General features: G+C 36.0%; 22 protein-coding genes. 10 read left to right on the forward strand and 12 right to left on the reverse strand.

The features are described from left to right. The 7 genes from P177_RS11065 to P177_RS11095 all read right to left on the reverse strand — a co-directional run bounded on the left by P177_RS11065 (window position 1) and on the right by P177_RS11095 (window position 7,225). Window positions 1-783 carry an SDR family oxidoreductase gene (locus P177_RS11065; RefSeq protein WP_036154737.1) on the reverse strand — a complete coding sequence of 261 codons (783 nt, stop codon included), beginning with the start codon at window positions 781-783 and terminating at the stop codon, window positions 1-3. Window positions 784-801: 18 nt separating this feature from the next. Further along, window positions 802-1,857 (reverse strand): type III polyketide synthase, encoded by a 1,056-nt coding sequence (locus P177_RS11070; RefSeq protein WP_036154739.1) that lies wholly within the window; start codon window positions 1,855-1,857, stop codon window positions 802-804. Between the two features lie 24 nt (window positions 1,858-1,881). After that, on the reverse strand, window positions 1,882-2,589 hold the full coding sequence (locus P177_RS11075) for a methyltransferase domain-containing protein (RefSeq protein WP_036154741.1): 708 nt from the start codon (window positions 2,587-2,589) through the stop codon (window positions 1,882-1,884). Then, window positions 2,589-3,710: an NAD(P)/FAD-dependent oxidoreductase gene (locus tag P177_RS11080; protein WP_036154743.1), complete on the reverse strand. Its 1,122-nt coding sequence runs from the start codon at window positions 3,708-3,710 to the stop codon at window positions 2,589-2,591. Before P177_RS11080 ends, P177_RS11075 begins: the two co-directional genes overlap by 1 nt. Window positions 3,711-3,791: 81 nt before the next feature. Next, a complete protein-coding gene (locus P177_RS11085) occupies window positions 3,792-4,484 on the reverse strand; it encodes an OmpA family protein (RefSeq protein WP_036154745.1) in 693 nt (230 codons plus the stop codon). Window positions 4,485-4,511: 27 nt separating this feature from the next. After that, a complete protein-coding gene (locus P177_RS11090) occupies window positions 4,512-4,991 on the reverse strand; it encodes a lipocalin family protein (protein ID WP_036154747.1) in 480 nt (159 codons plus the stop codon). Window positions 4,992-5,248: 257 nt separating this feature from the next. Further along, window positions 5,249-7,225: an alpha-ketoacid dehydrogenase subunit alpha/beta gene (locus tag P177_RS11095; protein ID WP_036154748.1), complete on the reverse strand. Its 1,977-nt coding sequence runs from the start codon at window positions 7,223-7,225 to the stop codon at window positions 5,249-5,251. A 122-nt stretch (window positions 7,226-7,347) separates the two neighbouring features. Between P177_RS11095 and P177_RS11100 the strand changes: the two genes are divergently transcribed. The 6 genes from P177_RS11100 to P177_RS11125 all read left to right on the forward strand — a co-directional run bounded on the left by P177_RS11100 (window position 7,348) and on the right by P177_RS11125 (window position 13,465). Continuing rightward, entirely contained in the window at window positions 7,348-8,298 is a 951-nt protein-coding gene (locus tag P177_RS11100; RefSeq protein ID WP_036154750.1) for an isopenicillin N synthase family dioxygenase, read from the forward strand. 5 nt (window positions 8,299-8,303) lie between these two features. Next, on the forward strand, window positions 8,304-8,633 hold the full coding sequence (locus tag P177_RS11105) for a translation initiation factor (protein WP_036154753.1): 330 nt from the start codon (window positions 8,304-8,306) through the stop codon (window positions 8,631-8,633). 108 nt (window positions 8,634-8,741) lie between these two features. Then, window positions 8,742-9,674 (forward strand): DUF1835 domain-containing protein, encoded by a 933-nt coding sequence (locus tag P177_RS11110; RefSeq protein ID WP_036154755.1) that lies wholly within the window; start codon window positions 8,742-8,744, stop codon window positions 9,672-9,674. 1 nt (window position 9,675) lies between these two features. After that, entirely contained in the window at window positions 9,676-10,542 is an 867-nt protein-coding gene (locus tag P177_RS11115) for a nucleoside phosphorylase (RefSeq protein ID WP_036154757.1), read from the forward strand. A gap of 54 nt (window positions 10,543-10,596) precedes the next feature. Further along, window positions 10,597-12,633, forward strand: a complete 2,037-nt coding sequence (gene ppk1, locus P177_RS11120) for a polyphosphate kinase 1 (protein ID WP_036154759.1) — start codon at window positions 10,597-10,599, stop codon at window positions 12,631-12,633. Further along, window positions 12,620-13,465, forward strand: a complete 846-nt coding sequence (locus P177_RS11125; protein WP_036154760.1) for a substrate-binding domain-containing protein — start codon at window positions 12,620-12,622, stop codon at window positions 13,463-13,465. Before ppk1 ends, P177_RS11125 begins: the two co-directional genes overlap by 14 nt. Here P177_RS11125 and P177_RS11130 read toward each other — a convergent pair whose 3' ends face one another. Together P177_RS11130 and P177_RS11135 are read right to left on the reverse strand one after the other, a co-directional pair. Further along, window positions 13,466-13,894 carry a response regulator gene (locus P177_RS11130; protein WP_036154761.1) on the reverse strand — a complete coding sequence of 143 codons (429 nt, stop codon included), beginning with the start codon at window positions 13,892-13,894 and terminating at the stop codon, window positions 13,466-13,468. It abuts the gene before it with no gap. An 80-nt stretch (window positions 13,895-13,974) separates the two neighbouring features. Beyond that, window positions 13,975-14,640 carry a uracil-DNA glycosylase gene (locus P177_RS11135; RefSeq protein WP_036158263.1) on the reverse strand — a complete coding sequence of 222 codons (666 nt, stop codon included), beginning with the start codon at window positions 14,638-14,640 and terminating at the stop codon, window positions 13,975-13,977. 158 nt (window positions 14,641-14,798) lie between these two features. Here P177_RS11135 and P177_RS11140 point away from each other — a divergent pair, with 158 nt between their 5' ends. The 3 genes from P177_RS11140 (at window position 14,799) to P177_RS11150 (ending at window position 18,778) form a co-directional block, all read left to right on the forward strand. After that, window positions 14,799-16,970: an endonuclease MutS2 gene (locus P177_RS11140; protein ID WP_036154762.1), complete on the forward strand. Its 2,172-nt coding sequence runs from the start codon at window positions 14,799-14,801 to the stop codon at window positions 16,968-16,970. 158 nt (window positions 16,971-17,128) lie between these two features. Further along, window positions 17,129-17,533: a thiol-disulfide oxidoreductase DCC family protein gene (locus P177_RS11145; RefSeq protein ID WP_036154763.1), complete on the forward strand. Its 405-nt coding sequence runs from the start codon at window positions 17,129-17,131 to the stop codon at window positions 17,531-17,533. Window positions 17,534-17,665: 132 nt separating this feature from the next. Then, complete coding sequence (locus tag P177_RS11150) at window positions 17,666-18,778, forward strand: AsmA family protein (RefSeq protein WP_036154764.1); 1,113 nt, start codon at window positions 17,666-17,668, stop codon at window positions 18,776-18,778. A 2-nt stretch (window positions 18,779-18,780) separates the two neighbouring features. On the opposite strand, the gene P177_RS11155 is transcribed toward P177_RS11150, so the two are convergent. Then, the gene (locus P177_RS11155; RefSeq protein ID WP_036154765.1) at window positions 18,781-20,082 is read right to left on the reverse strand and encodes a dicarboxylate/amino acid:cation symporter; all 1,302 of its coding nucleotides are present in this window, start codon (window positions 20,080-20,082) and stop codon (window positions 18,781-18,783) included. Window positions 20,083-20,143: 61 nt separating this feature from the next. Then, complete coding sequence (aroC, locus tag P177_RS11160; RefSeq protein ID WP_036154766.1) at window positions 20,144-21,208, reverse strand: chorismate synthase; 1,065 nt, start codon at window positions 21,206-21,208, stop codon at window positions 20,144-20,146. Window positions 21,209-21,435: 227 nt separating this feature from the next. On the opposite strand from aroC, the gene P177_RS11165 reads away from it, so the two are divergent. Then, complete coding sequence (locus P177_RS11165) at window positions 21,436-22,302, forward strand: UDP-2,3-diacylglucosamine diphosphatase (RefSeq protein WP_036154767.1); 867 nt, start codon at window positions 21,436-21,438, stop codon at window positions 22,300-22,302. Window positions 22,303-22,305: 3 nt separating this feature from the next. Here P177_RS11165 and P177_RS11170 read toward each other — a convergent pair whose 3' ends face one another. Next, complete coding sequence (locus P177_RS11170) at window positions 22,306-25,221, reverse strand: FAD-binding and (Fe-S)-binding domain-containing protein (protein WP_036154768.1); 2,916 nt, start codon at window positions 25,219-25,221, stop codon at window positions 22,306-22,308. Between the last annotated feature and the right edge of the window lie 70 nt (window positions 25,222-25,291).

Below are 25,291 nucleotides of genomic sequence, written 5' to 3' on the forward strand. Positions count from 1 at the left end.
TTACATCAAACTTTCGCCGCCATCAACTTTAATGACGGTTCCCGTAATCCATTTTGCTTCATCCATAGTTAACAAATACACTGCATTTGCAACGTCTTCGGGCATAGTCAGTCTTTTCTGCGGATTTCTTTCTAATGCATTTTCTTTTATTCTCTCGTATCCGGGAATCATAGATAAAGACTTTGTCATGGTAATACCTGCTTGTATGCAGTTTGCCTTTATACCCATTGGCGCAAACTCCAAAGCAATACTTCTGGTCAACGCCTCCAATGCTACTTTAGCCACGGAAACTGCACTATAATTTGGTAATGCTTTTGTATTCCCCTCACTTGTAAATGATATAATGCGAGAATCATCAGCAAACAAACCAGCCATTGCCAGTGCTTTGGTCCAATCGTACAAACTCAACGCCATAGCATCAAAAGTTATCCTAAAATCGGTATCGACCAAAGTTGGTCTATTTTCTGAATACATGGGCTTCAACGTTCCTTTTGCAACGCTATGTATCATCACTTTTATCTGATGCCCTTCCGGTAACTGTTGCTGCATATCTGAAATGATACCTGCGCGTTTATCGGCATTCAATACATCTACGTTCATTGCTATCAACTCATTACCGTAGGAGCGAATTTCATCAAAATCTTTTTCTATCTCATCCATTACCGCACGGCGATCACGATGCATGATTATAATATGATAGCCATGACTTGCCAATTTCATTGCCGTAGCTAGACCAAGTCCACTACTTCCTCCTAATATTAAAGCCCAATAGGTATTTTTCATAATTGCTCTTTGATTATACTACCATTCTATCAATACCCGCTGTGCAGAGAAACCGGGACCAAAACTCAATATCAATCCCTGCTCACCTGTTGCTATATCTTTTTCTAAAAAACGCTCTAAGACGTATAAAACAGTAGCACTGCTCATATTACCATAAAGACGTAATACCTCACGGGTATCATCAATATTTTTACCCAGAGCACCAAATAGCGATTCTACCGTTTGTACTATTTTCTTTCCTCCGGGATGAAAAATTAAATGGTCCACTTTTTTGATATCACTTCCATACTTTTCTAAAAACGGATGTACAATATCACCAAAGTGATTAGAAATGGTTTCTGGTACAGCCGGATCAAGAATCATTTTTAAACCATGATTAGTTAAATCAAAACCCATCATTTGTGTAGCATCCTTAAAATGATACATTTCTTCTCCAATTATCTTGGGACCTACAGCATCTTGTTCTGATGACAACAACACGCAAGCCGCACCATCACCGAAAATAGCTGCGCTCACCATATTTGCCATTGAATAGTCCTGTAACTGAAATGTTGCTGTGGGACTCTCAACAGAAACCAATGCGATACGCTTACCAGGATTTGATTTTAAGAAGTTATGGGCATAAATAAGTCCTGATACTCCAGCTGCGCAACCCATTTCTGTTACAGGAAGCCTTACCACATCTTGCCGCATTCCCAATTCGTTTATTAAATAGGCATCTAAGGACGGAATCATAATACCCGTACAACTTACCGTAATAATATAATCAATGGAAGAAGCATCCCAATCACATTTCTTTAATGCGTTCCTGAGTACATTGGCACCCATGCGCTTAGCTTCCTTACTGTAAATTTTGTTTTTATCTTCAAAAGAAGTCGTTATGAATACGTCTTCAGGTGGCATAATAGAATACCGCTTATCTACAGCAGCACCCTCAAAAATCTTTACGACTTTTCTAGAGAAACGCTCCTCTTGTCCGCTTAGCCAGAATTCTACAAGTGGAATAATATCCTTGGTATCTTTAGAATACGGTGGCAGTTCTTTGGTAACACTAACAATTCTTGTATGATTCATAGTTATTCTTAATCTTCAATCTACCTATTTCTTTTTTAAAATCCATACATATCTAAAAGCCCATTTCCATTTAATGATATGAGATGCATTGGTAACCTGGGTAGCAAAATGCTGTAATTCTTCTTTTTTAAAAGCCCTACGGATAGATAACAGTCCGTCTTTCTTTGCAATCTTCGTTTTAATGAAAAAGAAACTGAATGCCTTAAATAAATAATAGGCAACGGGACTACGTTCCAAATCATTTATGACCACCCCTAATTTTGCGATATCTACAAACCGATTTACAAACTTAATTACGCCTTCATCCGAAAAATGATGCAAGGTCAAAGTCGTCATTACCACATCAACATCCCATCCAGAAAAATCAGCACTTAAGATGTCTGTATTCAAGTAACTAATCTCAGGGTAATCAGCCGAATATTGCTTTGCTAATTGTAAACCCTGTTCATTAAAATCTACACCAATCAACTTAAGGCTTACATTCCGCTTTTTTGCTTCTTCTGCTAGCTTTCTAAGCATAGTTCCTTCCGCACAACCCATATCTAAAATCGTATACGATTCTTTAATTTCCTTTTCAAGTAACTCAAATACAGCATCTAAGGTAATACTATAGCCCCCAAGTAATTTATTTACCCTATTAATGTCTTGCAGTATCGTTTCCAACTCATTAGTGGTACCTGAAAAGGTATCCATAATCTCCACTTCACTACTTCTTTGTGTAAAATCTACCATTACGATATTAGTTCTCCATGGGTTTTAGATATAATAAACTTCAATAATGATTTCGATTTTCCGACGGATTTAATTCCCATGGATACTAATCTCTTATTTATTAAAATACTCTGTAATTTTCTACCGAACCACAAACGCTTACCAAAAGCTTTTGACCAAGCCTTTTTATAATCCATTTCCAAATCATTGCGATTATAACCAGATTCGTTAACATATTTTAAAATTAACTCTGAAGCTATTTTTGCACTATGAATAGCCATGGCCATACCATTACCACAAAGTGGATGAATAAGCCCAGCAGTATCGCCACACATTAGCATGTGATCTACCACATTATCTTTTTCGTCAAATGCGATTTGAGCAATGGTCATAGGTTTCTCAAAAACAGGAATTGCATTGGACAGAAACTCTTTTAAATATGGGTTCTCTGAAACCACAACGGTATTGAAATTTTGAATATCCTTGTATTTTTTAAAACTTTCATAATTAACTAGATAACAAAAATTAACCGCTCCGGTTTCCGTTTTTGAGAGTCCGCCATAACCACCATTAAAATTGTGTAAAGCCACTACATCCTCCTGAAAATCTTCAAGTTCATAATGTGCCTTAACCGCCAACCACGATTGCTTTTTCTTACTGAAGTCTCTATTTAAAGTTTTATCAATAACAGAACGTTTACCATAGGCACCTATGGCTATTTTAGAAGAATAGCATCCGGACTTAGTTTTGATAGTAAAAACGTCTCCCTTGAAAACTGTTTCAATCACTTTTTCAAAATAAAACTGTACGCCAAGTTCCTGAGCTCTTAAGTATAACAATTGATCAAGCGCATATCTACTTATGCCAAATCCGCCCAAGGGTAAATCGGTCTCAGTTATATATCCGTCTGCTGTACTTATTTGAAATTGTGAAATATCTTTAGCCCCTTTAGCCTTTAGGTCTACTCCTAATCGTTTTAAATACGGGTCAATTTCTTTAGATACATATTCACCACATACCTTATGATGTGGATATTGTTGCATTTCAATAACGGCGACATCCAATCCTTCCAAAACCAAGTGAATAGCAGCAGTCAACCCTGCCAATCCACCTCCAATAATTAGTATGCCATGCTCTTTCACTGCATGGAAGTTACACCAAAAACAAAAAAGCCCTGCAAATGCAAGGCTTTAATTTTAACTCAATACTAAAATTTGTATCTCTTAGTTGGTTTGCGTTTGTGCTTCTTGTTTTAAAGACTCACTTGCAACTATAGCCAACTCAACACGTCTGTTCTTAGCTTTACCAGCTGTAGTAGAATTATCACCTACTGGTTGTGTTTCACCATACCATTTTGTATCAAAACGGCTAGCATTTACTCCCTTACTTACTAAATAGTTAGTTACAGATTCTGCTCTTTGCTTAGACAGATTTAAATTATACTCGTCAGCTCCAGCACTATCCGTATGACCTTCTACTAAAATATTGGATTGAGGATATTCTTTAAAAATACTTACCAATTTATCTAAAGTAGCTGCAGATGTACCTTGTACATTACTTTTGTTGGTATCAAAATACACACCGGCATCTTCATTAAAGGTAACATTAATACCTTCTCCCACACGTTTTACTTCTGCACCAGGAATTTCTTCTTCAATACGTTCTGCTTGACGGTCCATTCTATTACCAATGTAACCACCAGCGGCACCACCAATAGCTGCTCCTAAAATTGCACCTAAAGCTGTATTGTTACCACTACCAACATTGTTTCCTAAAATACCACCAATAACGGCACCACCAGATGCCCCTATAACAGCGCCTTTTTGTGTTTTATTTGCATTTTTAACTGTACTACAGCTCATTACCAAGGCAAGAGCAAGAAAGTAACTAGTTCTGCGTAATATCATTGTTTTCATATGCTTAATTTAAATTTTAAGTAGGTTTTATTTTTTACTGAATTCGTAAATGACATTTATTGGTGTGCCTTCTACCATAACATTAGATTTTAAGGTCATAGCATTTTCGGTAAGGTTTTCAATATTTAATCGGTAACCTGCACCTCCAGAAATATCTTGATTTTTTTCGTTGATAAATTTGAACTGTAATTGGCTAGTGTAGTTCTCTTCACGCTCTACAACAGACCATCTAATGTAACGATCTCCACCGGTACAAAATGTTGATGGGGCAATTGTATAACGTCCCGTACTATTGTTGTCACGAAAGAACCACTCACTGCCTTCTAGGCAAATATCCTCTACATCATTGAATAATACCGCTTTTACATTACCAGTATTCCCTTCAAATGAAACATTATTTAATGCCCAGGTGCCGCTTAATAGATTGCGCTTTGCTCTAGCGTCTTTAGACACTGAACATGAAAATGCTAAAAGAACAATACTAAAAAGCAAAATCATTTTTTTCATAAGTAAATATTTAGGTTTGATTTATATACGTTAATTGTCATTTGTTGGATGAAAAAAATCCATGTATTCGACCAAATGACAATGCAAAGATGTTGCTAAACATGCTAACCTTTTACCTCTTTTAACAAATTTGTTAACGGGTTTACTCAAGACGCGCTTTTATAATGCTTTGCGGCTTGCCAACCCAGTCGGAAGCCGTAGAAATTTTAACATTTGCTCTTTTAGTATGTATTATGGGTTAACCCAAGGCAGTTTAACTAATACGCGATTAGTTCTTTTAAATCAGATTCAAATCTTGATTTTGCAAGATATTGCTGCTCTAAGTTAGCATCGAAAGGAATAGGAGTTTCTAGACTACCTACTCTTTTTATTGGTCCATCTAAATACTCAAAGCAATTTTCCATTACCATAGCAGAAATATCACTGGCAATACCACCAAACAAGCTATCTTCTTGAAGAATAATCAATTTTCCTGTTCTTACCACAGAATCATAAATAGCTTTGGTATCTAAAGGCTGTAAGGTTCTTAAATCCAAAAGGTCTGCTCGTATTTCTGGATTATTTTCCAAAGCTTCTAATGCCCAATGCACACCAGCACCATAGGTTACAATGCTAATCTGATCGCCTTGTTTTAAAAGACTTGCCTTACCTAATGGTAATGTATAGTAATCCACAGGTACTTCCTGATAAAGACTTCTATATAACCCCTTATGTTCAAAAAACAGAACTGGATTAGGGTCTTCTATGGCAGTTGTCAACAAACCTTTTGCATCATAAGGAAATGCAGGATATACTACTTTTAGACCGGGAGTTTTAGTAAACCACGCTTCATTTGTTTGTGAATGAAATGGTCCGGCAGCAACACCACCACCACAAGGCATTCTAATAACCACATCGGCTTTTTCGCCCCAACGGTAATAACTCTTCGCTAAATAATTAACTATAGGGTTAAATCCGCTACTCGCAAAATCTGCAAATTGCATCTCCATAACCGCCTTCATTCCGTTAATGGATAATCCCATAGCTGCCGATACAATTGCCGACTCACAGATGGGTGTATTACGTACGCGCTCTTTACCAAAGTCATTTACAAAACCGTCTGTTATTTTAAATACCCCTCCATATTCCGCAACGTCTTGCCCCATGATGACAAGATTGTCAAATTTCTTCATAGACTGTCGTAATCCTTCAGAAATAGCATCGACTAGACGAATATTAGTTACAAATCTACTTGGTCTAATTTCTTTTAAATCAAATTTTTGATATACCTCACTTAATTCTTTACTTTCATTAGGTGTAATCGTATCTTCACTAAAGGCTATTCTTAGATGTTCATCTATTTCAGCTTGAATATCTGCCTTGTAATTGGCAATACTTTCCTCAGTCAACAACTTCTCACCAATTAGATATTGTGTATAATTCTCCAAGGGATCTTTCTCTGCCCAAGTATCTAAAAGTTCCTGAGGCACATATTTTGTTCCACTTGCTTCTTCATGCCCACGCATGCGAAAAGTCTTAAATTCTAACAACACAGGTCTAGGGTTTATTCTCATATCCCTTACCAAATGAGAGACTTTAAAAAAAACTTCCAAAATATTGTTACCGTCTATGATGTGGGATTCCATGCCGTAGCCAGCTCCCTTATCCGCAATATTTTCACACCTAAATTGCTCATTTGTGGGTGTTGATAATCCGTAGCCATTATTCTCCACACAGAAAAGCACCGGTAAATCCCATACCGAAGCCACGTTCAAAGCTTCATGAAAATCACCTTCACTAGTAGCTCCTTCTCCTGTAAAAACAGCGGTTACCTTCTTTTCCTTTTTTAATTTATGTGCAAGAGCTATACCATCTGCCACACCCAATTGCGGACCCAAATGTGATATCATCCCTACAATCTTAAAATCTTGGGTACCAAAATGAAAACTACGATCTCTTCCCTGAGTGAATCCGCTTGCTTTACCCTGCCATTGTGCAAATAATCTGTATAAAGGAATCTCTCTGGTAGTAAACACCCCAAGGTTTCTATGCATGGGAAGGATGTATTCTTCATCATCTAAAGCCGAAGTAACGCCAATGGAAATTGCTTCTTGACCAATGCCACTAAACCATTTAGAAACCTTGCCTTGACGCAGTAGAATCAACATTTTCTCCTCAATCATACGAGGCTTAAGCATTGATTTGTAAAGTGTTAACTTAACATCTTGAGCTACTTTAAAATCAGTATAATTCATTAATTAGGTCAATTTTGGCTATTAAAATATAAATGTAACAAAAATGCATATAGCAAGTATCGATTATAACAACGCTTATAAATGGACAATAATTATTAATTTTACGTAAAATCTTTTAAAATATGAGCTTAGTACCTAGTGTTGATTTGTCGGATTTTCTTTCGGAAGACCCAAAAAGAAAACAAAAGTTTATTAATGAAATTGGAAAAGCATTTGAAGATATTGGATTCGTAGCATTAAGCGGACATTTTTTATCCGAGGAATTTGTGGATACCTTATATTCAGAAATTAAGGAATTTTTTGATTTACCTAGTGATGTAAAGGATGGATACCAAATTGAAGGTATTGGTGGGCAACGCGGTTATACTTCATTTGGCAAGGAGCACGCCAAGGGTAGAAAAGAAGGCGATTTAAAGGAGTTCTGGCATTTTGGACAATATGTAGAAGATAATGACGAACTAGAAAAGGAATATCCTGCAAATGTAATAGTAGAAGAACTTCCAAAATTTAATGAAGTAGGTAAAGAAACCTATAAAATGTTAGAGAAAACTGCCAGATACGTTTTACGTGCTTTGGCTTTACATTTGAATTTAGATGAATTTTATTTTGATGATTTCATTAAAAATGGAAATTCAATCTTGCGTCCTATACATTATCCACCAATTACATCTGAACCTAAAAACGCTGTAAGAGCAGCAGCTCATGGAGATATTAACCTTATTACACTGTTAATGGGTGCTCATGGTAAGGGACTTCAAGTACAAAACCACGATGGGGAGTGGGTTGATGCCATTGCAAGACCAGATCAATTGATGATCAACGTTGGCGACATGCTTTCTCGTCTTACGAACAACAAACTATTGTCTACCATACATCAAGTAGTTAATCCGCCAAGAGAATTATGGGGCACATCTAGATATTCGGTTCCATTTTTTATGCACCCTGTTAGTGAGATGCCTTTAAATTGCCTTGAGAACTGCATTGACGAAGACCACCCGAAGCTGTACGAAGATATTACAGCTGGTGAATTTTTACATGAAAGATTAATAGACCTTGGGTTAATTAAAAAGTAATTCATATGGATCTTAAAGACCAGTTAAAGAACTTATTCCCCGATCATGAGGCTGAGGAAACTCCCGTTGAAAAATCAACGGATAATCCTATTTGGCTTCAAGATGACCCAATCATATGTAAGTATGAAAAACGTAAAGGCAAACCAATAACTATTCTAGAGGGATACAACGGCGCCGATGAAGATTTTAAGAAACTAGCCAAAGAATTGAAGACTAAACTTAGTGTAGGAGGCAGTTTCAAGGATAATAAAATTATTATTCAGGGCGATTATAGGGATAAAATCATGGCAATACTGAAAGATAAAGGCTTTTCTGTGAAGCGAGTAGGCGGTTAATTAAGTGAAAAGCACTACCTTGAAAGCTCCATTTGTTTTCTGTTAAATAATTTTTTAACGTTGTTATTAGTATTATTTTTAATCTAATCAAACTAAATCAAACCTGGTATGAGTTCTCTCTTGCACATAACCAACGGCGATGTTTTCACCGAACGTCTCCAAAAATTAAACTTAGATGGCGATGTCATCACATGGCGCGAAATGCTATGCGAAGGACAAACCTTACCTAATGTAGGTACAGAATCTTTTTGGAAAGCTCGATTCGAGTTTCTCAATAAAAATTATAAAGTTTCAAAATCTTGGTTTATAGAAAAGACCCTAAAAGAATACAGGTCTTTATGTAGCCACAAACAACAAGATCATATCGTGCTTTGGTTCGAGTATGATCTTTTTTGTCAAGTAAATATGCTAGCGGTTATCAGCTGGTTGTTAACGCACAGAAAATACGCTCAAATATCATTGGTCTGTAGCGGAAAAGAAGATAATTCCGATAAATTATATAGCCTTAACGAACTTTCTGACGAGCAATTATTAGGTTTATATAATAACAAAAAGGTATTGTCGCAAGATGATACAGAATACGCAGATTATGTATGGCAATTATATTGTAGTAACAATCCTATTCGTTTAGAAAATTTAACGGACTTTGAGAACTATCAATTTGATTACCTAGGTGATGCCGTAAAGACTCATTTAAAACGTTTCCCTAGCATCAATAACGGTTTAAATGAAATGGAGAATACCATTTTGCAACTTGCTATTGACAAGAAACCAAAATCAAAAACGGAATACATGGATGTTTTACTTAAAAACCAGGGCAACCTAGGTTTTTCTAACACACAGTACGACCGCGCCATAACTAGGCTAAAACCATTGATTACAAGCCTAAATCCTGTTCGCCTTTCTAAAAAAGGAAAAGAGATTTTAAAAGGACAAACAAGTTATTACTCTTGCATTCAAGACAATGATGTGTATTTAGGAGGTGCTTTAAAGTACAATTTCCTCTACAACACTAGTACGAACCGAATCTTAAAATTATAGCATGCAATTAAAGCCTGCTGAGCTTATCATCAATGAAGATGGTAGCATTTACCACCTTAACTTACTACCAGAAGATATAGCGAACACCATTATTACCGTAGGTGACCCAGACAGGGTTCATCAGGTATCTCGACATTTTGATACTGTAGAAGTAAAGAAAGGTAAGCGCGAATTCCATACACATACCGGTCATTTAAACGGTAAACGTATTTCGGTAATATCTACAGGAATTGGCACGGACAATATCGATATCGTTTTAAACGAGTTAGACGCTCTTGTAAATATTGATTTTAAGACAAGAACACTTAAAGAGAAACACACTTCTTTAGATATCATTAGAATTGGTACTACGGGAGCCATACAACCAGATATTCCAATTGATTCTTTTTTGATCAGTAAATACTCAATTGGGTTTGATGGCTTGTTGCACTTTTATGAGCATGATAAAATCAACTTTCCAGAAATAGAAGATGAATTTATCGCACATACCTCTTGGGATTCTTATAAAGCGAGGCCATATGTACTCTCCTACTCAGAAAAACTTGGGAAACTGTTTAATGATAATCGTATACGATTAGGCTTCACAGCAACAAATACAGGGTTTTACGGACCACAACAGCGTCAATTAAGAATTAAGCCTAGCCAAATGGAATTGATGGAGAAATTATCGACGTTTAAGTTCAAAGAGCTTCAATTAACCAACCTAGAAATGGAAACTTCAGGTATTTATGCCTTGGCCCAACTCTTAGGTCATGAGGCGGTTTCTATGAATTGCATTTTAGCCAACAGATCTACTGGTGAGTTTTCAATTACTCCAACAGAATCAGTTGATAGGTTAATAGAATTTTGCTTGAACCGATTGGCTTAACATACTTTTACAATATTTTACTATTGTACTTCTTATTTTTACGCAAATCTTATCATGAAAAGAGACAACCTGAAGCATAGAGATATTAATTGGCTTTATTTCAATGAACGTGTATTACTTGAAGCAAAAAGTACCGATACACCTTTATTAGAACGATTGAAGTTTTTGGCTATCTTTTCATCTAACCTAGATGAGTATTTTAAAGTTCGTGTTTCTCAACTACGACAAATAAAGCATCTAGACAAAAAGTTTCGAAAGAAACTAATGTTTAAGGCCAATACCACTTTACAGCGCATATTAAAAACGATTAATGAGCAACAAGTTGAGTTTGGTAATGTAATCAAAGCTACCCTTGCAGAATTAGAAGATCATAATATCTATGTTCGCAATACATCCAACTTTACGAACCAACAAAAAGTGTTTTTAGAGTCATTATTTGACAAGCGTATAAGAGAGTTTTGTGCGGTACATAAAGAAAATTTAGAATTAACGGATGGGGCACTTTATTTGGCGGTAACGCACCCTAACCAAAAATATAGTATTGTTGAAATACCCACAGAAAACCAAGACAGATTTATAAGTTTACCTGGCGACGGACATCAATTTTGCTATTTGGATGATGCCATAAGATTGAATATTCAAAAATTACTCCCTCAGAAAGAAATTATCGATTGTTATTCCATTAAACTTTCCAGGGATGCTGAATTATATTTAGAAGATGACTATTCTGATATTGAATTAGTAGAAAAAATCTACAATTCACTTGATAAACGTTTATACGGACAGGCAACCCGTTTACTTTATGATGGATGCATGCCAAATTGGTTGATAGAATCGCTAAAGTCCGATTTTAACTTGGGCACGGTAGACTTGTCCCCCGGCGGAGCATATCATAATTTGTCGGATTTCTTTTCTTTTCCACTACCTGATGGAACGGAACATTTACAATATCAAGAAAAACCGGCTTTACCACATCCCGTGCTATCGCATACCAGTAATATATTTGAAAGTATCTCCGTAAAAGACCAATTGGTACATTTTCCGTATCAGGACTTCAAAGTAGTTGAGGAATTTCTGACCACAGCAGCCACGGATCCCAATGTTATTGCTATAAAAATGACCATTTATCGCATTGCCAAGTCTTCATCACTGGCAGATGCTATATTAACCGCATTGGATAATAACAAAGAGGTTACTTTATTTGTAGAAGCCCAAGCTAGGTTTGATGAAGCTAATAACATTAAATGGGGACGTATTTTTGAGGAAAAGGGTGCCAAAGTTATTTTCAGTATACCTCAAGTAAAGGTACACTCTAAAATAGCAATGGTATTTAGAAAGGAAGAGGACAAAGTAAAACGATACGCCTATATAGGAACCGGTAATTTCAACGCTAAAACATCAAAAATTTATTGTGACCACGGACTATTTACCGCTAATAAAAAAATAACCAAAGATTTAGGGCAGGTTTTTCAGGTTTTGGAGCGAAAAATCATAGTACCAAAGCTAAAACGCCTTTTAGTTTCTCCGTTTACCACTAGAATTACATTTTTAAATCTTATTCAAAACGAAATCAACGCTGCCCGAGAAGGTAAAAAAGCTGCTATTACGGCTAAAATGAACAGCCTTGAGGATTCTGATATGATTAGGGCATTGTACAGAGCCGTTAATGCAGGTGTAGATGTTCGGCTTATAGTCAGAGGTTTTTGTTGCTATCTAACTGCCAATGATGACCCTAGCGACGGAATGAAAGATAATGTTTACATCACTAGTATTGTAGATCGTTATTTAGAGCATGGCAGAATTTACCTGTTCGAAAATGAAGGTGACGAACTGATGTATATTGGTTCTGCAGATTGGATGACCCGTAACCTAGACCGACGAATAGAAGTATTGACCCCTATTCTAGATCCCGATATTTTTGACGAGTTAAAACATATTCTTGCCCTACAATTAAACGACAATCAAAAAGCACGTGTTCTAGATTTGGAAAACACTAATAAAAAAGTAGCGCAATTACCTAATGAAGACAGCATACGCTCTCAATATGCTATTTACGATTACCTTAAAAATAAATTAGATGAAAACCGTTAAGATCATAGGTGTACCAGAACATTTTAACCTTCCATGGCACTTGGCCATCGAAGAAGGGGCTTTTGAAGAAAGGGGAATTAATTTAGAATGGACCGAAGTACCCGAAGGTACGGGTAAAATGAGCGAAATGCTCAAAAACAACGAGACCGACCTTGCAATTATCTTAACCGAAGGCATTGTAAAAAGCATAACCGAAGGCAATGAGGTGAAAATTATTCAAGAATACATTGCCTCTCCCCTTCTTTGGGGAATTCACGTAGACGCCAAAAGCTCCTTTACCTCCCTAAACGATTTAAAGGATACTACTGCCGCTATAAGCCGTTACGGTAGCGGTAGCCATCTAATGTCCTACGTACAAGCTACAGAAATGGGCTGGGACACTGAAAATTTGAAATTCAATTTAATTAATAATTTAGAAGGGGCTGTTGAAGGCTTATCTACTGGAACTGCAGATTACTTCATGTGGGAACGTTTTACTACAAAACCACTTGTAGATCGTGGAGTTTTTAAACACTTAGGAAATTGCCCTACACCATGGCCTTGTTTCGTTTTGGTAGGTACTAATTCATTTTTAAAAGAGAACGAGGGTATATTGAACCACATACTTGCAATCATTAACATGTATACGGTTGAATTTAAACAGATACCTAGAATAGATGCTACGTTAGCAAATAGGTATCATCAAAAATTAGAAGATATACAAGAATGGCTAAAAATAACTCAATGGAGCCAAAAACAACTACCGGAAAGTACCTTGAAAAAGGTTCAACAGACCTTAATAGAATTAAATTTGATAGAAAAAGTAATTCCCTCCTCGCAAATATTAAAGTAATTAAATAGCAGCTAAACTGTAATGCTTTTGAATTAATGCTTTGAAGGTTTCATCAGAAAGTGGTTTCTGAGCAAAATCCGCAACATATTTATCATCCGCAGCACGTTCTTTATCCTCTTTATTGTCACTTATGGTTACAAGAACAATAGTGATTTGGTCTTTAAGTTTTTTAGGAACTAAAGCATCATAAGCATCCATAAACTGCCATCCGTCCATAACAGGCATTCTTAAATCAAGCATCACCATACACGGTAATTCTAATTGTTCCTGACCTTTTCCAAGAATAAAATCTATAGCTTCTTGACCGTTGAGCGCAGAGTTGATATTCACATCCATATCTAATTTATTGATAAAAATGGAATGTAAGAAGTTGCTTGCATCATCATCATCTACCAGTAAAATAGTATTTAACCTATCTAAATTATTCATTTGAGCTGTTATTTAAGTTTTGATTTACCATTGCGCCCCAAAGCACAATCTAAATTTAAAGCATTTATTAGATATCTAACTTACCACGTGATTGTTTTATTGCCTAAATCGTCTAATATTTTATTACAAGAAGAAAAATGATGGTTTCCAAACCAATATCCACGATTTGCGCTTAAGGGTGAAGGGTGACCAGATGTTAGTATAAAATGATTTTTTGCATCTATTAGTTTTACCTTCTTCTTTGCATACCCGCCCCAGAGCATGAAAACTATATTTTTCCTATTATCCGACAATTTTGAAATCACTGCATTGGTAAATACTTCCCAACCATGTTTTTGATGACTACCAGCTTCATGAGCCCTTACCGTAAGCGTAGCATTTAATAAGAGTACGCCTTGTTTTGCCCATCGTTCTAGATTACCACTATCTGGGTACGGAGTATTCATATCGGTTTCAATTTCTTTAAAAATGTTGACCAATGATGGCGGATGTTTTATTTCATCCTGAACCGAAAAACACAATCCATTTGCTTGATTAGGTCCATGATATGGATCTTGACCTAAAATAACCACTTTGGTTTCTTCAAACTTACAGTGGTTAAAAGCTGAAAAAACCTCAGCATACTGTGGATAACACGTATACTCTTCATATTCAAGCGAAACAAACTGCTTTAACTCTTTAAAATACGGCTTTTCAAATTCTTGTGACAACTGTTTCTCCCAACTATTATCTAAATCAATATTCATGGTATTATCGTATTTTACTTTAGAATCAAAGTTACTATTAACCTTAGCGAAAATCAATCATCATTCATTATTAACCACAATTCAAATAAGCTCAATGCAATCTCACTAATAAAAATTTCATTGTCAATGCGTACCTTTGCAGCTCATTAAAATAGAACGTGGCAAACATACATTCCAAAACATTACAAGACTTAGAATTCCCCTCTGTATTACAACAAGTTTCTGCGCGTTGCCATACGGAGCTAGGTAAACAAGCGGCATTAGAAATTGCTCCGTTCATTACTGACGAAGTTATCAAAGTAGAGCTTGGCAAAACAGCCGAATATTTATCTTCTCTTATTAGTGAAAATCGAATTCCCAATCACGGTTTCGACACCATTAATGCCGACCTGAAACTTCTAAAGATTGAAAATACGACGTTAGAGCTACAAGGGTTCAAAAGAATAGCAAGTATTTGTACCACAGTAGCACAACATCAAAAGTTCTTTAAAAAATTTAAGGAATACTATCCCCTATTTTATGATTTCGCTTTAAAACTAGAGCAAAACACAGAAATTCCAATTTTAATCAATAACGTGATTGATCGATTTGGAGAGGTAAAGGACAATGCATCAGAAGAGCTGTTTACCATCAGGAGGCAAATAAATGCTGTTCGCGGAAAGATCAGTCAAAGTTTTGGTTCTGCCTTAAACACGTATCAATCTTCAGATTATTTAGATGAGATCAGAGAGTCTGTGGTTGAAAATAGACGTGTTTTAGCAGTAAAAGCCATGTACCGTAAGAAAGTAAAAGGTGCCGTGATGGGCACGTCAAAAACCGGAAGCATTGTCTACATAGAACCAGAAGCTTCTCTAAAATATAGTCGAGAACTTAATAATTTAGAGTTTGAAGAAAAAGAAGAAGTACAGCGTATTCTAAAACAATTAACAAATCAAATAAGACCATTTAGAGCGCTTTTAAGCGATTATCAAGATTTTTTGACACAAGTAGATGTTATAGCGGCAAAAGCTAAGCACGCAGAGGATATAAACGCTCTTTTGCCAAAAATCAATTCTAACAATAGATTGTTTTTGCGAGACGCATATCATCCACTACTATTTTTAAATAATAAACGCAAAGGTGAAAAAACCTATCCGCAAACAATTGAACTGCATGACGAAAATAGAATTATAGTCATTTCCGGTCCTAATGCAGGCGGTAAGAGTATCACCTTAAAAACAATTGGACTGCTTCAAGTAATGCTTCAAAGTGGAATGTTGATTCCCGTTCATGAAAGAAGTGAAGTGTGCTTCTTTAAAAAGATTTTAACGGATATTGGCGATAACCAAAGTATTGAAAATCACTTAAGCACATACAGTTACCGCTTAAAGAACATGAACCAATTTTTAAAGCGTTGTGACAATAACACTTTATTCCTAATTGACGAGTTTGGTACTGGAAGTGATCCAGAATTAGGCGGTGCACTTGCAGAAGCATTTTTAGAAGTTTTCTACGAAAGAGGCTCATACGGAGTAATTACCACCCACTACGCCAACTTAAAAGCATTAGCCAATGAATTACCACATGTAACCAATGCAAATATGCTTTTTGATGGAAAAACATTAGAACCTACCTTTCAATTGATTTTAGGACAAGCGGGTAGTTCATTTACTTTTGAGGTTGCCCAAAAGAATGGCATCCCCTACTCACTCATCAACAAAGCCAAGAAGAAAATAGAGCGCGGCAAAGTCCGTTTTGATGCAACCATTGCTAAACTGCAGAAAGAACGTAGTAAAATGGCACAAACAGGCTCTAGGTTGAAAGAGGAAGAAGATAAGGCTAGAGAGGAGAACGAAAGATTAGAAAAGCTAAATGCCAAAATAAAATCTAAACTAGAAAACTACCAAGAACTCTACGATCATGATCAGCGCATGATACAACTGGGCAATAAAGTAAATGTTGCCGCAGATAAATATTTTCAGGATAACAAGAAAAGACCTTTGGTGTCGGAGCTATTGAGAATAGTTGAAACCGAAAATAGCAAGAGAAAGAAGAAAACTGCAAATCAGGCTAAGGCTGAGCGAGCTAAAAAGGCAAAGGTGGCTCAAGAAGTCCAAAAGGAAGTAAAGGTTATTCGTGAGAAGAAGAAGGTTGAAAAGAAGAAAGCTATTTTCAAGGAAAAGAATAAACCAAGACCTGTTTTTAAAATTGGTGACCGCGTTCGTATGTTAGACGGTAAGGCAGTGGGTAGTATAGATTCACTTGAAAAAGGGAAGGCTATTGTCAACTATGGCATATTTACTACCAATGTTAGTGTAGACCAACTAGAAATGGTTCAAAAGAAGAAATAATGCTATATTTCAGCTAGTTGTAAATAATCGTATACGATTATTTATGGCTTTTAAAATTACATATAGCACTGATTGCAACTTATTCTAGAATTCTAACCGAGATTTTTATTATAGAAAAGTTGTGAGATGTTGATTAAAAATTGTTTTAATTTTACAATGTGAATTCAAATAAAAAAATCATTCTTTTTGATGGTGTTTGCAACCTATGCAACAGTAGTGTTCAGTTTGCTATTAAGCGAGATGAAAATGATGTTTTTAGATATGCAGCTATACAGAGCGAAACAGGCGAAAGATTATTGGCTGAGCGAAATATTGATACTAATGAAATAGATTCCATAATTCTTATTGAGCCCAATATTGCCTATTACACAAAATCTACCGCGGCGCTAGAAATTGGAAAGAATTTAAAAGGGTTAAGAACAATTTCCTCCATTTTACTATGGCTTCCGGAGTCCTTTCGAAATATCGTATACGATTTTATTGCCGCCAACAGGTACAAATGGTACGGTAAAAAAGAGGCTTGCATGATACCCACCGAAGAATTAAAGCGTAAATTCATTTAATTGTTATCTTAACAATCCATAATATCTTTTTTTAATCCTAACAGCAAGACTTTTACCCCTATCACTCCATAACCCAACACTTTTAAGTTCAATCATTTATCTTATCAACGTTTGATATAAATATTGAATTTTATGAACGAAGTACATAGGAGATATTATAAGAAAAAAAGATACGTGGTACCGGTAGTTTTGATTGTACTTCTCGTTGTAATTCGCTTATCCCTCCCCTATTTTGTAAAAAATTACGTTAATAAAGTTCTTGCAGATATACCTGGCTACTACGGTCAAGTAAAGGATATAGACCTTTCTATTATTCGTGGAGCATATACAATTCACGGAATGTACCTAAACACAGTAAACGGTAATACCGAACTCCCTTTCTTGGATTTCAAGAAAACCGATATTTCAGTAGAATGGAAAGCTCTTTTTCGTGGTGAAATTGTGAGTGAAATTGAAATGACAGAACCTACCATTTTATATGTTTTTGAAGATCAACAGGACACCACCGGTGTAGCTGATACAGAAGATTGGTCTAAAGCACTTACCGATTTGGTACCAATTGATATTAACCAATTGACTATTAAGAACGGGAAATTTGCTTTTTTACAATTGCAGGCAGACCCAAATATTGATTTACATTTATCTAATGTAGAATTATCTGCATCAAACCTTAGAAATGTGGTTGCAAAGAGCAGAACGCTTCCTTCTAACATACATGCCACAGCGACATCTATTGGTAATGGAGATGTTATACTAGATGGGGACATGAACTTGGTAAAGGAAATTCCTGACATGGATATCTCTCTGAGTTTAGAAAATGCCAATGCAAAAGCACTCAATGATTTCACCAATTATTATGCAGGTATCGACTTTGATGAAGGTTCTTTCGATTTGTACGGAGAACTAGCTATTGCAGATGGATATTTGAAAGGTTCTTTTAAACCTATTTTAAAAAATGCCAAATTAATAGGCAAAGACGACGGATTTCTTAAAACACTATGGGAAGGATTTGTAGGCTTTTTTAAGTTTATTCTAAAAAACCACAAGGAAGATACCTTAGCGACCAAAATACCCGTAGAAGGAGATCTTAATAACGTTAAGACCAAAATTTGGCCAACGGTCTCAAGAATATTTAGAAACGCATGGGTTCAAGCTTATAAGGAAGTTGTAGACGATGACCTAAATTACAAAGACGCCACTGATGCTGCCGATAAACTGAATGACAAAAAATCAAAGAAGAAATAAATCTACTTCTTATAATTGTCGTCCCAATTCTTGACTTTTGGTTCATGCAGCTTGCCAACAGATTTTGCTACCATCATAGAAACAGATGCATCACCTGATACGTTGATTACCGTTCTACACATATCCAATGGCCTATCCACCGCAAATATCAATGCCAAACCAGCTTCTGGTATTCCTGCTTGTGCAAGTACAATAACTAGCATGACCATTCCAGCCCCTGGTACAGCAGCACTTCCAATAGAAGCAAGTGTTGCTGTAACAATAATTCCTAACTGAGCAGACAAACTTAAGTCCATACCAAAAGCTTGTGCAATAAATACTGCAGCAATAGCCTGATAAAGGCTTGTCCCATCCATGTTTATAGTAGCACCAATTGGAAGTACAAAACTTGTTACTTCTTCATCTACCCCTAAATGTTCCTCTACTCTTTCCATAGTTACAGGCAAGGTAGCAGCACTTGAACTCGTGGAAAAAGCTAGGAGTTGAGCGGGTGACATACCTTTCATAAATGTATTAGGCGAGGTTTTCGTAAATACCCAAACCAAAAGAAGATATACACCCAACATTAATGCTAGTCCCAGTACTACACAGAAAGCATACCAGGCCAATGCTTTGAATAAATCTAAACTAGGAGATTCTACTATTAACGCCGCCAATAGCGCAAATACGCCATATGGAGCAGCAAGCATGATTAAATCTATCAGTTTCAAAATAACTTCATTGAAACCGTCAAAGAATTTTTTAACGGGTGTAGCCTGTTCTTCAGGTATCAATATCAACCCTATACCGAAAAAAATAGCAAAGAAAATAACTTGTAGCATATTCCCATTATCGGAAGCTGCCGCAAAGATGTTACTAGGGACTAAATCCTCTAAAGCCTGTAAAGGTCCGGCTTCCTTCTGCTTATCCGCCTTTGTTTTAATGGCATCTGCATCGCCTTTGTAATTGTTAACCAGTTCTGTTCTTGTAGCTTCTGTTATAGAAGCTCCTGGCTTTACAATATTTACAACACCTAAACCAATGGTAACCGCAATAACCGTAGTAGCGATATAAATACCGATTGTACGACCGCCCATTTGAGAAAGTTTTGAAATATCCTTTAAATCTGACACTCCTTTTATCAATGAACCTAAGATAAGAGGAACGGCAATAAGCTTTAATGAGTTGATGAAAATATTACCAAAAGGTTTGATCCAATCTGAAATGAATTTTGGTCCCCATTCTAATTGAACCATGGCTAAAGCAAATAAAACTCCCGCTAACATTCCTATTAGAATTTGCCAATGCAACTCAAGCTTCCTCATATATAAATTAGTTTAGGGAAGTAAGATAGTATTTTGCAAGGAAAAGTGCTAAAAACGGAACCTATAATTTAATGGTCCTGTTTAATAGGGTGTAATCTGCCAAAACCAATGCAGTCATAGCCTCAACTATTGGTACTGCCCTAGGTACTACACAAGGATCATGCCTGCCCTTGCCCTGAGTTTTAACGGTATTACCCTCTTTATCAATTGTTTCGTAACCTTGAATTACGGTTGCAACGGGCTTAAAAGCTACATTGAAATAGATATCCATTCCATTGCTAATTCCACCTTGTATACCTCCACTATAGTTAGTTTTTGTAGAACCATCATTATTGAATTGATCGTTGTGTTCACTACCTTTCATCTTCACACCTTCAAATCCGCTTCCGTATTCAAAGCCTTTAACCGCGTTTATAGATAACATTGCCTTGCCCAATTCTGCATGAAGCTTATCAAAAACCGGCTCTCCCAAACCAATCGGTACATTTTTGGCAACACAGGTAATAATTCCGCCAATGGTATCTCCGTCTTTTTTAATAGACTTGATATATTCTTCCATTTTGGATGCCATTTCGGGATCAGGGCAACGCACATCATTTGTTTCCGTTAACGATAAATCTAATTCAGTATAATGCTTTCCCAAACTCATATCCCCAACTTGAGATACAAAAGCTTGTATTTCTATCCCTTTCAAAAACTGTTTTGCAATAGCTCCTGCCACTACTCTACTTGCCGTTTCACGTGCAGAACTTCTACCACCACCACGGTAATCCCTAAATCCATACTTTTTGTCATACACGTAATCTGCATGTGATGGTCTGTAAGAATCTTTTATGTGTCCGTAATCTTTAGATTTTTGATTTGTATTATGAATCGCAAAACCTATTGGTGTTCCCGTAGTTTTACCTTCAAAAATTCCTGAATAAAACTCTACTTCATCTGGCTCTTTTCTTTGGGTTACAATGGCAGATTGTCCTGGTTTACGACGGTCAAGATCATTTTGTATAGCATTTAAATCTAACTCAATTTCTGATGGACAGCCATCTATAACCCCTCCAATTGCCTTTCCATGAGATTCTCCAAAAGTGCTTACCCTAAATATGTTTCCGAAGGTATTTCCAGCCATAATACGTACGTTCTAAATAATATAATACAGATTGTAAACTTACAATTCAACTAGCTTCAAAGGTAAATGTTAAATGCTGGAAAGAAAAATTTAAAAAGTGCTTAATATTAGCTTAACCTTACTCTTTTGTGATAATGATTATTTAACCTTATGATTAAAAATTGTTGACCAACTAAATAACCACCACGTATACCATTAGGATTAATTTTGTCCTTAAAATTATCCCCTTGAAAAAACGCCGTCTTGAAATAGCTGTTTTATCAGATGTTCACTTAGGTTCTTATGCATGTCATGCAGAAGAATTATTGACATACCTATCTAGCATAAACCCAAAGATTCTTATTCTTAACGGCGACATACTCGATGCAAAAAAAATGCGAAATAACTACTTTCCCCCTTCGCATTTGAAAGTCGTTAAAAAAATATTCTCTTTAGCAGCCAAAGGCACTGTTGTACATTATATAACAGGTAACCGAGACGAACCTTTTCGAAAAATTGACGACATCTACATGGGGGCAATACAAGTTTCCAATAGACTTATATTAAAACTTAATGGAAAAAACACCTTATTTTTTCATGGTGATATTTTTGATTTTTCATTTCGTCACTCTCAATGGCTACTAAATTTTGGTGGAGCAGGTTTTGACGTTTTATTAAAACTAGCAAAATTAAAGACTAAGGGACTTGAATTATTCGGAAAGAAGAACAAACCCTTCTCTAACCCTGAATTAGAACATGGTAATCGCGACCCAGAGCAAATTGCATTGTTCGAAAAAAACGTAGCCAAAATGGCTATCAAGCAACATTACGATAATGTAGTTTGCGGTCATAGCCATGCACCGAACAAACAACTATTTGAAACGAAAAAAGGAGAATGCCTATATCTAAATTCCGGAGATTGGGTAAAACACATGACCGCACTTGAATACTCTTTCAAACGTTGGAAACTATACCGTTACGAAAATGACAAGCTAGCTTCATTTTATATGGACGAGGAACTTAAGTCTATGGATATGAACGAGCTTATAGCTACCATTACACAACGAAAGACCAGGGAACTGAATCAAAATGAAAGAAATGGTCTTAATGACTAAGAATTATACCAAAGCTTCTTTCAATATACTTACTGGATGTTTGGCTATTCTCTTGGTACCATCAAATATTTGATGCCTACAACTAGTACCATTGGCTGCAATTATTGTTTCTGCAGATGATTTTTTCACTGCTGGGAATAATTTCAAAGACCCAATTTTCATGCTGGTTTCATAATGCTCTTCTTCGTACCCAAAGGAGCCCGCCATACCACAACAACCAGATGCTATAATGGTGACCTTATAATTTATGGGCAGATTCAATACATCAAACGTAACTTTTTGATTACTCAATGCTTTTTGGTGACAATGATTATGAATTTTTATATCTCTAGCTTCATCTGTAAAATCAGATGATTTTAAATTGCCTTCTGCTATTTCCTTTGCTAAAAACTCTTCTATTAAAAATGAATTATCTGCTATTCTCTGCGCTATCTCTTTATCCGTGGTCATACGTTTGTATTCATCCCTAAAAGATAAAATTGCCGAAGGCTCTAAACCTAAAATAGGCAAACCTGCATCTGCAAACTTTTTTAATTCTTGCGTATTCTTAATCGCTAACTTTTGAGCTTGCTTTAAAAAGCCTTTTGAAAGAAATGTTCTTCCACTTTCCGCGTAGTACAATTCAATTTCGTAGCCAAGTTTAGATAATAGCTCAATAGCATCTTTACCTACTTCAATATCCAAGTATTTAGTGAATTCATCTATAAATAAAATCACTTTACTCTTTGACTTAACATATTGACTACCATATTCTTGAAGATGTTTATCGAAATTAAAACTATAAACTTTTGGCAAAGTTCGTTCTTTAGCCACTCCGCTAGTTTTCTTCAACAATCCGCCTAGAAACTTTGAATCATAAATAGCATTTGTTAAACCAGAAACCTTACTTCCCAACCCGTTTAGCTTGGTGTTATATGCAAACAATTTTCCCCGTAAAGAATAGCCATTTGCTTCTTGATATTGATATAAAAACTCTGCCTTCAAAGTGGCTACGTCTACATTACTAGGACACTCACTTGCACAAGCTTTACAACTTAAACAAAGGTCAAAAGCCTCTTTAATCTCTGGACTATCAAAACTATTCTTTGCCGCACTATCAGGATTCGTTAAAAACTCTCTTAAAGTATTTGCCCTACCTCTAGTAGTATCTTTTTCATTTTTTGTTGCGTGGTAACTAGGACACATACCACCGTTCATATGATGAGTCTTTCTACAGTCACCACTACCATTACATTTTTCTGCTGCCTTAAGTATACCTTCACTATCAGAAAAATCCATTAATGTTTTAATCTCTGGTTCTTTGCGGTCTACCTCATAACGAAAAGACTTATCCATTGGGTAGGCATCTACAATCTTACCTGGGTTGAATATACCCTTTGGATCAAAATAAGATTTAATTCTTCTTAAAAGTTCATAGTTCTTATCACCTATCATTATAGGTATAAACTCAGCACGTACAATACCATCGCCATGCTCCCCACTAAATGAACCTTTATATTTTTTAGTCAATTTGGCAACATCTGTGGTTATGTTTCTAAATAGACTTACATCTGTTGATTTTTTAAGATTTAGAATAGGCCTCAAATGCAGTTCACCAGCACCTGCATGAGCATAATACACCGCACTTTGCCCATAACCTTTCATAATTACCGAAAACTCCGCAATAAAATCCTTTAAATCTGGCAAGGCTACCGCAGTATCTTCTATACAGGCAACGGCTTTCATGTCCCCAACAATATTACCTAACAGGCCCAACCCTGCTTTTCTTAGCTCAATCGCTTTTGGTATCTGATTTCCATATAACACAGGATTGGAATAACTGAGTCCAGATTTGGCTATGGTTTTTTGTAATGACGCTACCACTTCTTTCAATTCAGTTTCTGTATGTGAAGAAACTTGTAGCATTAACAATGCAGCCGGATCACCTTCTACAAAAAACCTATTCGCCAATTGGGCACGGTTATTCTTTGTACAATCTAAAATGACTTTATCCATCATTTCGCACAATTGTAGCGGGTGTTCCATAACCGGAACTACATCCATTAAACAATCTTCCAAAGAGGTGTAATGCGTAACTACCATTGCAGATAATGCTGGTGGGAGGTCATCTAACTGCACTGTAATTTCTGTCGTAAAAGCTAGTGTACCTTCACTACCACATAGCAATTCTGCCATATTAAAGTAAGATAAATCACCACCGAATAAATCAGACTTCAATAACTCGTCTACGGCATAACCTGTATTTCTTCTATGTATTTCTGGTTTCGGAAAATGTTCAATTATTTCAGAAGCTATATCTTTATTATCTAGTTCTTTAAATATACTATTATAAAGTGATGCTTCAAGTGTATGTTCTTGTTGCTTTTTCCTAAATTCTGACGCTGTAATTCTTCCAAATTCAGCCTCACTCCCGTCTGACAGAATGGTTTTCATAGAAATAACCTTATCTCTAGTTACCCCATATTGAATAGATGTAGTACCAGATGAATTGTTGCCAACCATACCACCTATCATACATCTATTAGATGTTGATGTATTAGGACCGAAGAACAATCCGTATGGTTTTAGATATTGATTTAACTCATCTCTAATAACTCCAGGTTGAACCGTTACTTGTTTCTTTTCTTGATCAAGGCTTATGATTTCTGTAAAATGCTTTGATACATCAACCACCAAACCATCACCCACACATTGTCCAGCTAAGGAAGTACCCGCTGTTCTAGGTATAAGTCCGATGTTTTCATCGTTAGCAAACCTTATAATTTTTTTAATATCATCTACACTCTTTGGAAAAGCAGCCCCTAAAGGTATTTTTCTATATACAGATGCATCTGTAGCGTAAATAGTCTTGGTAAGATCATCAAATCGTACATCTCCCTCTATATCTTGTCGTAACTTTGACAGCGAATTATTATCCAACGTAACACAATTTTGATTGCTAAATTAAGTTTTATTGTGTGAGCTGCATTACAAATTGGCTCATTTTTCA

Origin of the sequence: Maribacter forsetii DSM 18668, from assembly GCF_000744105.1 — a bacterium.
In the GTDB taxonomy this organism is placed as follows: Bacteria; Bacteroidota; Bacteroidia; order Flavobacteriales; family Flavobacteriaceae; genus Maribacter; species Maribacter forsetii.

Coding starts and splice junctions, on each gene's coding strand:
- P177_RS11065 (WP_036154737.1), bottom strand. CDS start 783: ATGAAAAATACCTATTGGGCTTTAATATTAGGAGGAAGTAGTGGACTT.
- P177_RS11070 (WP_036154739.1), bottom strand. CDS start 1,857: ATGAATCATACAAGAATTGTTAGTGTTACCAAAGAACTGCCACCGTAT.
- P177_RS11075 (WP_036154741.1), bottom strand. CDS start 2,589: ATGGTAGATTTTACACAAAGAAGTAGTGAAGTGGAGATTATGGATACC.
- P177_RS11085 (WP_036154745.1), bottom strand. CDS start 4,484: ATGAAAACAATGATATTACGCAGAACTAGTTACTTTCTTGCTCTTGCC.
- P177_RS11090 (WP_036154747.1), bottom strand. CDS start 4,991: ATGAAAAAAATGATTTTGCTTTTTAGTATTGTTCTTTTAGCATTTTCA.
- P177_RS11095 (WP_036154748.1), bottom strand. CDS start 7,225: ATGAATTATACTGATTTTAAAGTAGCTCAAGATGTTAAGTTAACACTT.
- P177_RS11100 (WP_036154750.1), top strand. CDS start 7,348: ATGAGCTTAGTACCTAGTGTTGATTTGTCGGATTTTCTTTCGGAAGAC.
- P177_RS11105 (WP_036154753.1), top strand. CDS start 8,304: ATGGATCTTAAAGACCAGTTAAAGAACTTATTCCCCGATCATGAGGCT.
- P177_RS11110 (WP_036154755.1), top strand. CDS start 8,742: ATGAGTTCTCTCTTGCACATAACCAACGGCGATGTTTTCACCGAACGT.
- P177_RS11115 (WP_036154757.1), top strand. CDS start 9,676: ATGCAATTAAAGCCTGCTGAGCTTATCATCAATGAAGATGGTAGCATT.
- ppk1 (WP_036154759.1), top strand. CDS start 10,597: ATGAAAAGAGACAACCTGAAGCATAGAGATATTAATTGGCTTTATTTC.
- P177_RS11125 (WP_036154760.1), top strand. CDS start 12,620: ATGAAAACCGTTAAGATCATAGGTGTACCAGAACATTTTAACCTTCCA.
- P177_RS11130 (WP_036154761.1), bottom strand. CDS start 13,894: ATGAATAATTTAGATAGGTTAAATACTATTTTACTGGTAGATGATGAT.
- P177_RS11135 (WP_036158263.1), bottom strand. CDS start 14,640: ATGAATATTGATTTAGATAATAGTTGGGAGAAACAGTTGTCACAAGAA.
- P177_RS11150 (WP_036154764.1), top strand. CDS start 17,666: ATGAACGAAGTACATAGGAGATATTATAAGAAAAAAAGATACGTGGTA.
- P177_RS11155 (WP_036154765.1), bottom strand. CDS start 20,082: ATGAGGAAGCTTGAGTTGCATTGGCAAATTCTAATAGGAATGTTAGCG.
- aroC (WP_036154766.1), bottom strand. CDS start 21,208: ATGGCTGGAAATACCTTCGGAAACATATTTAGGGTAAGCACTTTTGGA.